Source organism: Enterobacter wuhouensis (assembly GCF_004331265.1).
Lineage (GTDB): Bacteria > Pseudomonadota > Gammaproteobacteria > Enterobacterales > Enterobacteriaceae > Enterobacter > Enterobacter wuhouensis.
On the sequence record NZ_SJOO01000003.1, the window covers coordinates 288,236 to 303,127 of the forward strand.

The following is a 14,892-nucleotide window of genomic DNA, read 5'->3' on the forward strand; positions in this document are numbered from 1 at the left end:
GCTGTACACCTTATTCAATAAAAGCCCTTTTACTGAGGTATTACCCTATGGCATTACAGGAAAAACTGATCGACGCTCTGGGCAGTTTTGCCACCAAATTCAACAGCTATCGCTACATCATGGCGATCAAGTCTGCCTTTATTACCCTCATGCCGGTCATCATCGTTGGGGCATTCTCGGTGCTGATCTCCAACATGGTGCTGGACCCGAAAAACGGGCTGGCGAGCTTCCAGTCGCTGTCGTTTCTCGCCGCGCTAAAGCCGATCACCAGCGCGCTAAACTACGCCACGCTTAACTTCCTTAACATCGGCGCGGTATTTTTAATTGGCGTGGAGCTGGGGCGCATCAACGGGATCAAGTCCCTGTTTCCCGGCCTGCTGGCGGTGATCTGCTTTATCTGCGTTACGCCGACCACCGTGGAAATGCTGGTGGACGGCGAAATGCACGTGGTGAAAGACGTCCTGCTGCGCCAGTTCTCCGATACCCGCAGCCTGTTCCTCGGCATGTTTATCGCCATTCTCTCCGTTGAGGTTTACTGCTGGCTGGAAAACCGCAAGGGGCTGAAGATTAAGATGCCGGATACCGTACCGCCTAACGTGGCGGCGTCGTTTTCCGCCCTGATCCCGGCGATTATCACCACCACCGCGATCGCCACCTTTGGCTTCGTTTTCCACCAGCTTACCGGCATGTATCTCTACGACGCGGTGTATCAGGTGGTGCAGCAGCCGCTGGAGCGCGTGGTGCAGAGCCTGCCGGGTATCCTGTTGCTGATGTTTGTCGCCCAGCTATTCTGGGTGATTGGTATCCACGGCAACCAGATGATCAAGCCGATCCGCGAGCCGCTGCTGCTGGGGGCGATCACCGTCAACATGAGCGCCTTCGAGCAGGGCAAAGAGGTGCCGAATATCATCACCATGCCGTTCTGGGATGTGTACATGAGCATCGGAGGTTCCGGCCTGACCATCGGCCTGCTGATTGCGGTAATGATTGCCACCAAACGCAAGGAGATGAAGGAAATTGCCAAGCTCTCCATCGGCCCGGGCCTGTTTAACATTAACGAGCCGGTGATCTTCGGTATGCCAATCATGCTTAACCCGATCCTCGCCATTCCGTTCATCATCACGCCGCTGGTAACCGGCTCAATCGGTTACTTCGCCACCGTGACCGGCTTTGCCGGTAAAGCCGTGGTAATGGTGCCCTGGACCACGCCACCGCTGATTAACGCCTGGCTCTCTACTGCGGGTTCAATGGGGGCGGTCATCACCCAACTGATCTGCATCGTGACGGCGGTGCTGATTTATCTGCCGTTTGTGAAGATTGCTTCACGCCGTGCAGATCAGGCCGCGCTGCAGCAAGCTACCGACAACGCATGAGGACGCGATGAGTACAAAACAGATAACCCTACCGCAGGATTTCATTCTTGGCGCGGCCGCTTCTGCCTGGCAAACCGAAGGGTGGAGCGGTAAAAAGCCGGGGCAGGATTCGTGGATCGATCTCTGGTACAAGAACGATCGTCACGTCTGGCATAACGGCTTTGGTCCGGCGGTGGCGACCGATTTTATCAATCGCTTTCGCGAAGATGTGTCCCTGATGAAGCAGGCGGGGCTGACGCACTACCGCACCTCTATCAACTGGTCGCGCTTTTTAACCGACTATGAAAACGTGACGGTGGATGAAGAATACGCCGCCTATTACGACGCGCTGTTCGACGAAATGCACCGTCAGGGCATTGAGCCAATGATTTGTCTGGAGCATTACGAACTGCCGGGCGCGCTGCTGGAAACCTACGGCGGATGGGCGTCGAAGCACGTGGTTGAGCTGTTCGTTCGCTATGCGGAAAAGGTCTTTGAGCGCTTCCACGGCAAAGTCACCCGCTGGTTTAGCTTCAACGAGCCGATTGTGGTGCAGACCCGCGTTTACCTTGACGCGCTGCGCTGGCCGTACGAGCAGAACACCAGCACCTGGATGCGGTGGAACCACCATAAGGTGCTGGCGACGGCGAAGGTCGTGAAGCTATTTCGCGAGAAGGGTTATGACGGTTCGGTGGGCTGTATTCTCAATCCGGAAGTGACCTATCCGCGCTCCCGCGCGCCGCACGACGTTAGGGCAGCGGAGATTTACGATCTGTTCTATAACCGCGTGTTTCTCGACCCGCTGGTACACGGGCGCTATCCGCAGGAACTCTTTACCCTCCTCGAGCATCATCAGGTTGAGTGGGATTACACGGCGGAGGAGCTGGCGCTGATCGCTGAAAACACCGTGGACGAGCTGGGCATCAACCTCTATTACCCGCACCGCGTTAAAGCGCCTTCCCGCGCCTGGCACCCGGACACGCCGTTCCACCCGGCCTACTACTACGAGCCGTTTGAGCTGCCGGGGCGACGGATGAACAGATCCCGCGGCTGGGAAATTTATCCGCGCATCATCTACGACATGGCGATGCGGATAAAAAATGACTACCGCAACATCGACTGGTTCGTGGCGGAAAGCGGCATGGGCGTGGAAAACGAAGCGCAGTTTCGCAACCGAGACGGCATTATTGATGACGCATACCGCATAGACTTTATCAGTGAACACCTCTACTACGCGCTGCTGGCGCGGGAGGAGGGGGCAAACTGCCACGGCTATATGCTGTGGGCCTTCACGGATAACGTCTCGCCGATGAACGCCTTTAAAAACCGCTACGGGTTGATTGAAATCGATCTGGACAACAATCGCGCCCGGCGGCCAAAAAAATCGGCTTCCTGGTTCCGGCGGCTGCGCGACGAGCGCGTGCTTACCCTCAGCGTTGACGATGAATGGAAGTGAGCCTTCTGGTAAAATAGTGCACAAACTGGCCGGGAGGACGCCCGGCCTGCGCATTAACTGAAAAACAGGTGAAAACGTGGATAAGGCTGTCATCCTGCCGGAAAAAAAACAGTACCAGGAAATTGGCGAGGATTTACGGGCGCAAATTATCCAGGGGCATTATCCCGTGGGATCGCGCCTGCCGCCGGAGCGCAACATTGCTGAGACCTATGGCGTAAGCCGCACCATCGTGCGCGAAGCCTTGCTGATGCTGGAGCTGCAGGGCACGGTGGATATCCGCCAGGGCTCCGGCGTCTACGTGATGCGCATCCCTGAAGAGCACGAAAACGAGGAGGAGCGTTTCCTCAACAGCGACGTGGGCCCGTTTGAGATTTTACAGGCGCGCCAGCTCCTCGAAAGCAACATCGCCGCCTTTGCCGCCAAAATGGCAACGCGCGCCGATATCGACAACCTGCGCCGCATCATCGAGCAGGAGCAGCGGGCGATTGCCGCCAACGACAACAGCCAGGATAACAATAAAATGTTTCACCTGGTGCTGGCGGGGGCGACGCAAAACCAGATGCTGCTGGCGACGGTCGAGAGCGTCTGGCATCACATGGACAGCAGCCCGCTGTGGCAGCAGTTCAACGTCCATATTGCCAGCCGGGCGTATCGCCTCAAATGGCTGGGCGACCGCCAAACCATTCTCGCCGCGCTGCGCCGTCGCGACGTGATGGGCGCCTGGCAGGCGATGTTCCAGCATCTGGAAAACGTGAAGAAGAGCCTGCTCGAATTATCCGATGAAGATGCGCCAGATTTTGACGGCTACCTTTTTGAATCCGTTCCGATTTTTCAGGGAAAGCTGGTGTGAATATTCTGCCGCTCTATGCCGCGCCGCAGTATGCCGATCGGGTGATTGACTGGATCTGGCGTGCTTTTGGCGACGGGCTGCCGCGTGAGTTTTTCCACAGCGTTATCGATCACAGCCAGACGCCAGGCGCATTGCCGCTGACCTTTATTGCCGTTGAGGATGAGCAGCTTCTGGGCACCGTGGGACTATGGCGCTGCGATCTTATTACTCGTCAGGATCTGTACCCCTGGCTGGCGGCGCTGTACGTCGATGACGCGGCGCGCGGAAAAGGGCTGGCGGGGAAGCTTCAGGAGCACGTTATCGCGTATGCCGCGCAGGCCGGGTTTACCGAGCTGCACCTGTGGTCTGCCTGCCGCGACTTCTACGAACGTTACGGCTGGCAGTACATTGGCGATGCGCTGGAGTACCCGGATAAAACAGTACACCTCTATCGTTATTCGCTCTGCGCTTCGGCAGGCGAAGTAACGGAGTGACGGCGTACTAACGTTGGGCTGAACAGGTGCGTGATTTCCGGCGGCTGCCGCTGTTCCGCCAGCGCTAACGCCAGCTCCGCTGCCTGCGTTGCCATGGTGATAATCGGGTAACGCACGGTGGTCAGGCGAGGGCGCACGTAGCGTGAGACCAGCACGTCATCGAACCCAATCAGCGAAATTACTGCCGGAACATCAATACCGTTGTCGTTTAACACGCCCATCGCGCCGGCGGCCATCGAGTCGTTATAGCTGGCCACTGCGGTAAAATTGCGCCCGCGTCCGAGTAATTCCGTCATCGCCTGTTCGCCACCGCTCTCGTCTGGCTCACCGTAGGCCACCAGGCGATCGTTGCACGGCAAACCGTTTTCGCGCAGCGCGTCGTAATAGCCCTGCAGGCGATCTTCCGCGTCTGAAATCGGGTGATTCGAGCAGAGGTATCCGATGCGGGTATGGCCCTGCTGGATCAGGTGACGGGTTGCAAGCCACGCGCCGTAGCGGTCGTCGAGCGCCACGCAGCGTTTTTCAAAGCCGGGGATAATTCGGTTGATAATCACCATCCCGGGGATCTGCTTCATCAGGTGAATCAGCTCGTCATCAGGGATCATTTTGGCGTGGACAACCAGCGCGGCGCAGCGATGGCGAATCAGCTGTTCGATGGCCTGGCGTTCTTTTTGCTGGTTGTGGTAGCCATTGCCGATCAGCAAGAAATTGCCGGTGTGATAAGACACCTGTTCAACGGCCTTAACCATTGCGCCAAAAAACGGGTCCGAGACATCGCCCACCACTAGCCCGATGGTTTCGGTAGATTGCTGAGCAAGTGCGCGGGCATTGGCGTTGGGATGGTAATTCAGGTTTTCCATGGCGCTTTGCACTGCCTGGCGCGATGCGTCACTGGCTTTGGGGGAGTTGTTAATGACGCGTGAGACGGTCGCAACGGAAACTCCTGCCAGACGAGCCACATCCTTAATTGTCGCCATTTAATACCTTCTTAGTGGGGTAAGCGTTTACACATCAACTAGTGTTGCGGAAAAGTCCCGCGCATTCAAGGGGAGGGAGATTTGGTCATTCACAAACGTGATGCAGACCAGAGCGTGACCGTGTAATCGTTACACGCTTAACCATGTCTAAATAATGTCAATCCGAACCTTTAGTTACACTTTGCCTCAGGCTGTTGCGATTGTCCGATAGCGGGATGAGGATGGGATTGATAGAGTCGAGATCCCAGAGGTATTGATAGGTGAAATCAACTCCGGTTGATTGACACGATTTACACCAACCTGCGTTTATACGCAGGTTTTTTTTTGCCCGTCATTCAACCTGTAACAGCAAACGAGAATATTCACACCTGGTTGCATTTCGGCTTATTCCCTTGCGTTTTCCCGCTGGCGAAGCCGGGTAGCAAGAGCCACAATCAGGATCCCAGAGGTATTGATTGGTGAGAATTCTTAGTACGGTTTCGTACTCATCTCTTGCACCAGCCTGCGCGGATGCGCAGGTTTTTTTTCGCCTCAATTTTTGCTGTCGCCCCCTCTCCACTTCTCGTGTAATCTGCCAACAATTAATAACCCTCCATACTGGCTGGCAAAGGGAGTTGAGATGCTTTTTGGGTTCTTCCGTACACTGTTTCGTGTCCTTTTCCGCGTCCGCGTCACTGGCGATGCCCAGGCGCTTCGCGGCGAACGCGTGCTTATCACGCCAAACCACGTGTCGTTTATCGACGGCATACTGCTGGCGCTATTTCTGCCGGTGCGGCCCGTTTTTGCCGTGTACAGTTCCATCAGTGAAAAATGGTACATGCGCAAGCTGGCGCCGCTGATCGATTTTGTGCCGCTCGACCCTACAAAACCGATGATGATCAAACATCTGGTGCGCCTGGTTGAACAGGGCCGGCCGGTGGTCATTTTCCCAGAAGGGCGTATCTCGGTGACGGGTTCGCTGATGAAAATCTATGACGGTGCCGGATTCGTTGCGGCGAAGTCAAAAGCCACGGTGGTGCCGCTGCGTATTGAAGGCGCAGAGCTGACCCACTTTAGCCGCCTGAAAGGGCTGGTGAAGCAGCGTCTGTTCCCTAAGATTACCCTGCACATTCTGCCACCGACCACGTTACCGATGCCTGAGGCACCGCGAGCCCGCGATCGCCGCAAAATCGCCGGTGAAATGCTGCACCAGATTATGATGGAAGCGCGCATGGCCGTACGCCCGCGCGAAACGCTGTATGAATCGCTGCTGTCGGCGCAGTACCGTTATGGCGCAAAGAAGAACTGCATTGAAGACATCAACTTCACGCCGGATACCTACCGCAAGCTTTTGACCAAGACGCTGTTTGTTGGCCGTATTCTTGAGAAGTACAGCAAGCAGGGGGAAAAGATCGGCCTGATGCTGCCGAACGCGGGCATCAGCGCCGCCGTGATTTTTGGCGCCGTTTCTCGCGGGCGTATTCCGGCTATGATGAACTATACGGCGGGCGTGAAAGGGTTGACCAGCGCGATTACCGCGGCGCAAATCAACACCGTGTTCACCTCCCGCCAGTTCCTTGATAAAGGCAAGCTGTGGCATCTGCCGGAGCAGCTGACGCAGGTGCGCTGGGTCTTCCTGGAAGATTTAAAAGCCGACGTCACCACCGGCGACAAGCTGTGGATATTTGCTCACCTGCTTGCGCCGCATCTCGCGCAGGTGAAGCAGAAGCCGGAAGACGACGCGATTATCCTCTTTACGTCCGGTTCTGAAGGCAACCCGAAAGGGGTCGTTCACAGCCACAAGAGCATTCTGGCGAACGTCGAGCAGATCAAGACGATCGCTGACTTTACCGCGAATGACCGCTTTATGTCGGCACTGCCGCTGTTCCACTCCTTTGGCCTGACCGTCGGCCTCTTCACGCCGCTGCTAACGGGTGCGGAAGTGTTCCTTTACCCAAGCCCGCTGCACTACCGCATCGTGCCGGAGCTGGTCTATGACCGTAACTGTACCGTGCTGTTCGGTACATCAACGTTCCTCGGCAACTACGCCCGCTTCGCCAATCCGTATGACTTCTTCCGCGTGCGCTATGTGGTTGCAGGCGCTGAAAAACTTCAGGACAGCACCCGCCAGATCTGGCAGGACAAGTTTGGCCTGCGCATTCTGGAAGGCTATGGCGTGACGGAGTGTGCGCCTGTCGTATCGATCAATGTCCCGATGGCGGCGAAGCCGGGCACCGTTGGCCGCATTTTGCCGGGGATGGACGCGCGCCTGCTGGAGGTGCCGGGCATTGAGAACGGTGGCCGCCTGCAGCTGAAGGGGCCTAACGTGATGAACGGCTATCTGCGCGTGGAGAACCCGGGCGTGCTGGAAGCGCCAACGGCGGAAAACGTCAATGGGGATATAGAGACCGGCTGGTACGACACCGGCGATATTGTTCGCTTCGACGAGCAGGGCTTTGTGCAGATCCAGGGGCGCGCTAAACGCTTCGCCAAAATTGCGGGTGAAATGGTTTCGCTGGAGATGGTTGAAATGCTGGCGACGGCGGTTTCTGCCGACAAACTGCACGCGACGGTGGTGAAGAGCGATGCCAGCAAAGGCGAGGCGCTGGTGCTGTTCACTACGGACAGTGAGCTTAAGCGCGACCAGCTGCTTAAACATGCGCGCGAGCACGGCATCCCCGAGCTGGCGGTGCCGCGCGATATTCGCTATCTCAAGCAGCTTCCTGTACTGGGCAGCGGTAAGCCCGATTTCGTCACCCTAAAAGGCATGGTTGAAGAGGCGGAAAAGCAAAATGCGTGAGTCAGTACACACTAACACTTCAATCTGGTCGAAGGGCATGATGGCGGTCATTGCGGCGCAGTTTCTCTCTGCGTTCGGCGATAACGCGCTGCTGTTTGCCACCCTGGCGCTGCTGAAAGCCGAGTTTTACCCCGACTGGAGCCAGCCGATCCTCCAGATGGTGTTTGTGGGTGCTTACATTATCTTTGCGCCTTTTGTGGGGCAGGTGGCGGACAGTTTCCCGAAAGGTCGGGTGATGATGTTTGCCAACGGCCTCAAGCTGCTGGGGGCCGCGAGCATCTGCTTTGGTATCAACCCGTTTATCGGATATACGCTGGTGGGGATCGGTGCTGCCGCTTACTCTCCGGCCAAGTACGGTATTCTGGGCGAGCTCACAACCGGCGATAAGCTGGTGAAAGCCAACGGCCTGATGGAGTCCTCCACCATTGCCGCTATCCTGATTGGTTCTGTCGCGGGCGGAGTGCTGGCGGACTGGCATGTGCTTGCTGCACTGAGCGTCTGTGCCGTGGTATACGGCGGGGCGGTTATTGCTAACCTGTTCATTCCCAAACTGGCGGTGGCACGTCCGGGGCAATCCTGGCGCTTCAGGCCGATGACCGGCAGCTTCTTTAACGCCTGCCGCGTGCTGTGGCGTAACGGTGAAACGCGCTTCTCGCTGATGGGCACCAGCATGTTCTGGGGCGCGGGCGTGACGTTGCGCTTCCTGCTGGTGCTGTGGGTGCCGGTGGCGCTGGGGATCGTGGACAATGCTACCCCAACTTACCTTAACGCGATGGTTGCGGTCGGGATTGTCGTTGGGGCCGGCGCTGCGGCAAAACTGGTTACGCTTGAGACGGTGGCGCGCTGTATGCCTGCGGGCATCCTGATTGGCGTTGGCGTGCTGTTCTTCTCGCTCCAGCATGCGTTATTACCCGCGTATGCGCTGCTGATCCTGATTGGTATCCTGGGCGGGTTCTTCGTGGTGCCGCTGAACGCGCTTTTGCAGGAGCGGGGAAAACACACCGTTGGAGCCGGGAACGCCATCGCCGTGCAAAATCTCGGCGAAAACATGGCGATGCTCCTGATGCTGGGGCTTTATTCGCTGGCTGTGAAGGTTGGCGTGCCGGTTGTGGCCATTGGCGTCGGGTTTGGCGCGCTGTTTGCGCTGGCGATTACGTGGCTGTGGGTCTGGCAGCGTCGGCGTTCATAAGTGCTGCCTGATGCCCTCACCCCGGCCCTCTCCCACAGGGAGAGGGGGCAAACCCTAAAAACGGCAACGTGCGTTGCCGTTTTGCTTTTATTACGGTGCCGGGTATGTGTATACCTGATGCACCGCTTCAATTTCCGCTAACACCTCTTCACTCAGGTTCAGATGGAAACTCTCAATGTTTGTTTTCAGCTGATCCATCGTCGTTGCGCCCAGCAGGGTGCTGGCCACAAACGGCTGACGACGCACGAAGGCGAGCGCCATCTGCGCAGGGTCAAGACCGTGACGCTTCGCGATGTCCACATACGCCGCGACGGCTTTTTGGGTTTGCTCACCGCTGTAGCGGGTAAAGCGGCTGAAGAGCGTATTACGCGCGCCAGCAGGCTTTGCGCCGTTCAGGTATTTGCCCGTCAGCGTGCCAAAGCCCAGGCATGAGTAGGCGAGCAGCTCCACCTCTTCATACTGCGTCACTTCCGCCAGACCGACCTCATAGCTGCGGTTAAGCAGGCTGTAGGGGTTCTGGATGGTGACGATACGCGGCAGGTCGTGCTTATCGGCCAGGTGCAGATAGCGCATCACGCCAAACGCGGTTTCGTTCGAGACGCCAATGTAGCGGATCTTGCCCGCGCGCTGACACTCGGTAAGGGCTTCCAGCGTTTCCAGCAGTGAGACCGCCGGGGCGTTCTCATTCCAGCTGTAGCCCAGCTTGCCAAAGCAGTTGGTTGGGCGCTGCGGCCAGTGAACCTGGTAGAGATCGAGATAATCGGTTTGCAGGCGCTTCAGGCTGGCATCCAGCGCGGCGCGGATGTTTTTGCGATCGAGGATCTGGTTAGGGCGGATCCCGGCATCGTTATTGCGCGAGGGGCCGCTAACTTTCGAGGCAACGACCAGCTTTTCACGATTGCCGCGTTTTGCCAGCCAGTTACCCACGTAGGTTTCGGTCAGCCCCTGCGTCTCAGGGCGAGGAGGAACGGGGTACATCTCCGCGACATCAATCAGGTTAATGCCCTGGCTGACGGCATAATCAAGTTGTGCATGGGCATCGGCTTCGCTGTTTTGTTCACCAAATGTCATCGTGCCCAACCCCAGCTGGCTAATCTCCAGAGCGCTATGGGGGATACGGTGATAGTGCATAGCCGGCTTCCTTAGTAAACATGTGGATCGCGTCAGGGGCTTCCCGACAAAGGAATATAAACATGGCAGAGGGGAGGCAAAAGGGGAAGAGAAAAATCAAAAAGGCCAGCAGGGTACTGACCTTTATCCATTTATCGTTCGATAATCTGCGAAACTTCGTCGCGATTGATTTGCATGTTATTCCCTTCCCGATCGCGGTAGCTGACCAGGCCGGTATCGTCGTCGACTTCAGGCTTGCCGTCGGTCAAAATCATCCGACCGTCTTTTGTCGACATCACGTAATCACTGCTACAACCCGAGACAGCAAATGCTAAACCGACTGCTGAAATTAACACTGCCCATTTTTTCATCGTTATCGTCCTCACCTGGCTCGTATCAAATCATAGTGTAGTAATAACCTGATATTTCGACAGGAGGAAGCGGTAAAATCTTAAAAACCAGGCGATTGTGTTTGATAGCTCGCAAAATTCGTTAAAAACTTAGTTTTTGAGTAAGAAATGGCGAGCAAGCAGCGCGCTGGTGAAATTCTTTTTAAGGTAAAAACCGCGCGGTAACGTCAGTATGGATTCACCCCGCATGCCGACTGCCTCTGTCAGCGCCTTGCTGTTGGCCGCTTTCGGGCGGATCTGTAACACTTCGCCGTGTCGGGCGGTAATACGCTCTACCTGCCCGAGAACGATCATATCCATTAATTCCTCCCAGTCGAGGCGGAGCTGGCGATCCTCGTCCTCATCAGGGCTCCAGAGCAGCGGTGCCCCAACCCGGCGCTCGGCGAGGGGGATTTGGCGCTCTCCTTCGACCGGAACCCACAGAACACGCTTCAATTTATGGCGTACGTGGCTGGTTTCCCACGTCACGCCCGTATTACCCGTTAAAGGCGCAACGCAGACAAAGGTTGTTTCCAGCGGTTTACCGTTGCGATCGACAGGGATAGTTTTTAGCTCCACGCCCAGTGCCGCAAAATCTTGCTCAGGTTTACTTCCCGCGCTGGCGCCCAGCCATAGCTCAAGCAGCATGCCAATCCAGCCCTTATCGCGCTTGAGATCGTTTGGGATCGGTAAACCTGCCATTGCCGCCAGCTCGCCGAGCGAAAAGCCCGCCAGACGCTGCGCCTGGTCGATCAGCTGGGTTTCACTGGAAGGGGGTGAAAGCAATGGGGCAAGCGGGCGCATGACGTTAACCTTTTGATTAAAAAATGTACCAGGAAATTATCCCTTGTGGATAGAGTTTAACTTTTTCTGTATGAATATTCCATGTCACTGATTTATAGGTTTTTTTAAATTTTTTAGAGTAATCCGATACGGCTAAGCGCAGGGTTGTTCAAATCTGGTCACTGACAATGAACAGGATCTTACACCATGTTATCCACAGAAAAGTGGGATAACTGGGAATAACCCTCACTACTGTTTCAATTTACAGCCTTGACGTGCGATGAAAATCGAATTTTCACACAAATTGTGACTAACTTATTGGCACAATCTGTGGATAAAACCGACGCTGTTCGATCTTTCGTCAGTACGACGATCTCTGATGTGACGATCGTCACGTTATGGGCTCGGCGGTCTATGAAAATACAATTAACGCAATGAAATACATAGTATTATTTTTAATGTGTGGTCGGACGCTTTGGCCGGGCTTTTAGGTTGTCCATCGGTAATTCCATACTTCTTCACAACTATATCCACAGAAAAGGTGAATAAAATTGCCGTTATGGCGTCTCATCTGTTTATAACTCGCCTCATAATTGTGAGTTATTCAAATGTTATTAGGTTGCAAGCCTGTAAGAGAGTGGTTTACCGCCTCCCTGTAGTGTGAAACAATCATTTGTATATAAGGTTTAGTTTGGGGTAGTCCGGTGATTGATGACGATGGCTACCGCCCGAACGTAGGAATTGTAATTTGTAATCGTCAGGGCCAGGTGATGTGGGCCCGGCGATATGGTCAGCACTCCTGGCAGTTCCCACAAGGTGGGATCAACCCAGGAGAGTCCCCAGAACAAGCGATGTACCGGGAGCTGTTTGAAGAGGTCGGTTTAAGCCGAAAAGATGTTCGCATCCTGGCTTCGACCCGCAACTGGTTGCGTTACAAGTTACCGAAACGTTTGGTGCGTTGGGACACAAAGCCGGTTTGTATCGGCCAGAAACAAAAATGGTTTCTGCTGCAGTTGGTGGGCAACGATTCAGATATCAATATGCAAACCAGCAGTACGCCGGAATTCGATGGCTGGCGCTGGGTAAGCTATTGGTATCCTGTTCGTCAGGTCGTGTCGTTCAAACGCGACGTTTACCGTAGGGTGATGAAAGAGTTCGCAAGTGTTGTGATGCAGCTTCAGGAGACGCCTCCAAAGCCGCAGAGCGCACCTGCCTGGCGACGTAAAAGAGGTTAAGCTACGCAAATCATGCTCACCCGCTTGCGAGAAATAGTCGAGAAAGTGGCCAGTGCGCCTCGTCTGAACGAGGCGCTGAATATTCTGGTCACTGACATCTGTCTTGCGATGGAAACCGAAGTCTGTTCGGTGTATCTGGCCGACCATGACCGGCGATGCTATTACCTGATGGCGACCCGTGGCCTGAAAAAACCGCGAGGCCGTACCGTTACGCTCGCGTTTGATGAAGGTATTGTGGGCCTGGTTGGGCGTCTGGCTGAACCCATCAACCTTGCCGATGCGCAAAAACACCCTAGCTTCAAATATATTCCTTCCGTAAAAGAAGAGCGATTCCGCGCCTTCCTGGGCGTGCCGATTATCCAGCGTCGCCAGCTCCTCGGCGTGCTCGTAGTCCAGCAGCGCGAGCTGCGCCAGTACGATGAGAGTGAAGAGTCTTTCCTTGTGACGCTCGCCACGCAGATGGCCGCGATCCTCTCTCAGTCTCAGCTTGCTGCTCTCTTTGGTCAGTATCGTCACACGCGCATACGTGCGCTTCCGGCATCGCCGGGTGTCGCCATTGCTGAAGGCTGGATGGACGCAACTCTGCCTTTAATGGAGCAGGTGTACGAGGCCTCGACGCTTGATGAAGCGCTCGAACGCGAGCGTCTTACCGCTGCGCTTGAAGAGGCTTCCAACGAATTCCGCCGCTACAGCAAACGCTTTGCCGCGGGCGCGCAAAAAGAGACGGCGGCCATCTTTGACCTCTATTCTCACCTGCTTTCCGATGCCCGTCTGCGGCGGGAGCTGTTTGCTGAAGTCGATAAAGGCGCGGTAGCAGAATGGGCGGTGAAAAAAGTTATCGAGAAATTCGCCGAACAGTTTGCTGCGCTGACCGACGGTTATCTGAAAGAGCGGGCAGGTGATTTGCGCTCGCTGGGGCAGCGTCTGTTGTTCCACCTCGACGATACCATTCAGGGCGCAAATGCCTGGCCTAAGAAGTTTGTGCTGGTCGCTGATGAGCTTTCGGCAACGACGCTGGCCGAGCTGCCGCAGGACAGGCTGGCGGGCGTGGTGGTACGCGATGGCGCAGCCAACTCACATGCTGCCATTATGGTGCGCGCGCTGGGTATCCCGACGGTTATGGGCGCAGATATTCAGCCCTCGGTGTTGCACCGACGCACGCTGGTGGTGGACGGGTATCGCGGCGAGCTGCTGGTCGATCCTGAGCCGGTTCTGCTCCAGGAATACCAGCGCCTTATCAGTGAAGAGAATGAATTAAGCAAGCTGGCGGAAGATGACGTCAATCTGCCCGCACAGCTTAAAAGCGGCGAGCGGGTTAAAGTCATGCTCAATGCCGGTTTAAGCCCCGAGCATGAAGAGAAGCTCGGTAGCCGCATTGACGGCATTGGCCTATACCGCACGGAAATCCCGTTCATGCTGCAAAGCGGCTTCCCGTCTGAAGAGGAGCAGGTCGCGCAGTATCAGGGCATGCTGCAGATGTTCAACGATAAGCCCGTCACGCTGCGTACCCTTGACGTAGGGGCGGACAAACAGCTGCCGTATATGCCGATCAGCGAAGAGAACCCGTGCCTCGGCTGGCGAGGGATCCGCATTACCCTCGATCAGCCAGAAATATTCTTGATTCAGGTACGTGCCATGCTGCGTGCCAACGCGGCGACGGGAAATCTCAGCATTTTATTGCCGATGGTGACCAGCATTGACGAGATCGATGAAGCGAAGCGCCTGATCGAACGTGCGGGCCGTGAAGTGGAAGAGATGATCGGCTATGCGATCCCTAAACCGCGCATTGGCGTGATGCTCGAAGTGCCGTCCATGGTCTTTATGCTGCCGCAGCTGGCCAACCGCGTTGATTTTATCTCTGTCGGCACCAACGACCTGACGCAGTACATTTTGGCCGTTGACCGAAACAACACGCGCGTTGCCAGTATCTATGACAGCCTGCATCCGGCGATGCTCCGGGCATTAGCAATGATTGCCCGTGAAGCCAATCAGTACGATCTCGACCTGCGCCTATGCGGTGAAATGGCCGGAGATTCCATGTGCGTTGCGATCCTGATTGGTCTGGGGTTCCGCCATCTGTCGATGAACGGCCGCTCGGTTGCGCGTGTGAAATATCTGTTACGCCATATCGACATCGACGATGCCAGCGAACTGGCGGCCCGCAGTCTGGAGGCGCAGCTAGCCACCGAAGTGCGACACCAGGTTGCGGCGTTCATGGAGCGACGCGGCATGGGCGGCCTGATCCGCGGCGGCCGTTAAGCCCTCATCCCGCAGAAGAGGGCACCCGCGCACAATACCC

General features: G+C 56.0%; 12 protein-coding genes and 1 pseudogene. 8 read left to right on the forward strand and 5 right to left on the reverse strand.

The window, feature by feature from the left end; genetic code table 11:
• Positions 1-47: 47 nt before the first annotated feature.
• The 4 genes from E0L20_RS08985 (at position 48) to E0L20_RS09000 (ending at position 4,131) form a co-directional block, all read left to right on the forward strand.
• Entirely contained in the window at positions 48-1,373 is a 1,326-nt protein-coding gene (locus E0L20_RS08985) for a PTS sugar transporter subunit IIC (protein WP_131633654.1), read from the forward strand.
• Between the two features lie 7 nt (positions 1,374-1,380).
• On the forward strand, positions 1,381-2,808 hold the full coding sequence (locus E0L20_RS08990) for a glycoside hydrolase family 1 protein (protein WP_131633655.1): 1,428 nt from the start codon (positions 1,381-1,383) through the stop codon (positions 2,806-2,808).
• Positions 2,809-2,884: 76 nt separating this feature from the next.
• Entirely contained in the window at positions 2,885-3,658 is a 774-nt protein-coding gene (locus tag E0L20_RS08995; protein WP_131633656.1) for a GntR family transcriptional regulator, read from the forward strand.
• A complete protein-coding gene (locus E0L20_RS09000) occupies positions 3,655-4,131 on the forward strand; it encodes a GNAT family N-acetyltransferase (protein ID WP_131633657.1) in 477 nt (158 codons plus the stop codon). Before E0L20_RS08995 ends, E0L20_RS09000 begins: the two co-directional genes overlap by 4 nt.
• Here E0L20_RS09000 and galR read toward each other — a convergent pair.
• Positions 4,092-5,108 carry an HTH-type transcriptional regulator GalR gene (gene galR, locus E0L20_RS09005; protein WP_131633658.1) on the reverse strand — a complete coding sequence of 339 codons (1,017 nt, stop codon included), beginning with the start codon at positions 5,106-5,108 and terminating at the stop codon, positions 4,092-4,094. The genes E0L20_RS09000 and galR overlap by 40 nt on opposite strands.
• A 619-nt stretch (positions 5,109-5,727) precedes the next feature.
• Here galR and aas point away from each other — a divergent pair.
• Both aas and lplT read left to right on the forward strand, forming a co-directional pair.
• Entirely contained in the window at positions 5,728-7,887 is a 2,160-nt protein-coding gene (gene aas / locus E0L20_RS09010) for a bifunctional acyl-ACP--phospholipid O-acyltransferase/long-chain-fatty-acid--ACP ligase (RefSeq protein ID WP_131633659.1), read from the forward strand.
• Positions 7,880-9,076 carry a lysophospholipid transporter LplT gene (lplT, locus tag E0L20_RS09015; RefSeq protein ID WP_131633660.1) on the forward strand — a complete coding sequence of 399 codons (1,197 nt, stop codon included), beginning with the start codon at positions 7,880-7,882 and terminating at the stop codon, positions 9,074-9,076. The genes aas and lplT overlap by 8 nt, the downstream gene beginning before the upstream one ends.
• Positions 9,077-9,166: 90 nt before the next feature.
• Here the strand turns inward: lplT and E0L20_RS09020 are convergent, their stop codons facing one another.
• The 4 genes and pseudogenes from E0L20_RS09020 to E0L20_RS24055 all read right to left on the reverse strand — a co-directional run.
• Positions 9,167-10,207, reverse strand: a complete 1,041-nt coding sequence (locus E0L20_RS09020) for an NADP(H)-dependent aldo-keto reductase (RefSeq protein WP_131633661.1) — start codon at positions 10,205-10,207, stop codon at positions 9,167-9,169.
• A gap of 131 nt (positions 10,208-10,338) precedes the next feature.
• Positions 10,339-10,557: a YgdI/YgdR family lipoprotein gene (locus tag E0L20_RS09025; RefSeq protein WP_131633662.1), complete on the reverse strand. Its 219-nt coding sequence runs from the start codon at positions 10,555-10,557 to the stop codon at positions 10,339-10,341.
• 129 nt (positions 10,558-10,686) lie between these two features.
• Positions 10,687-11,379, reverse strand: a complete 693-nt coding sequence (gene mutH / locus E0L20_RS09030) for a DNA mismatch repair endonuclease MutH (protein ID WP_131633663.1) — start codon at positions 11,377-11,379, stop codon at positions 10,687-10,689.
• 151 nt (positions 11,380-11,530) lie between these two features.
• Positions 11,531-11,620: pseudogene (locus E0L20_RS24055) on the reverse strand (hypothetical protein); the annotation flags it as partial.
• A 442-nt stretch (positions 11,621-12,062) separates the two neighbouring features.
• Between E0L20_RS24055 and rppH the strand changes: the two are divergent.
• Positions 12,063-12,593 (forward strand): RNA pyrophosphohydrolase, encoded by a 531-nt coding sequence (gene rppH / locus E0L20_RS09040; protein WP_003862791.1) that lies wholly within the window; start codon positions 12,063-12,065, stop codon positions 12,591-12,593.
• Positions 12,594-12,605: 12 nt separating this feature from the next.
• The gene (gene ptsP / locus E0L20_RS09045) at positions 12,606-14,852 is read left to right on the forward strand and encodes a phosphoenolpyruvate--protein phosphotransferase (RefSeq protein WP_131633664.1); all 2,247 of its coding nucleotides are present in this window, start codon (positions 12,606-12,608) and stop codon (positions 14,850-14,852) included.
• Positions 14,853-14,892 lie beyond the last annotated feature (40 nt).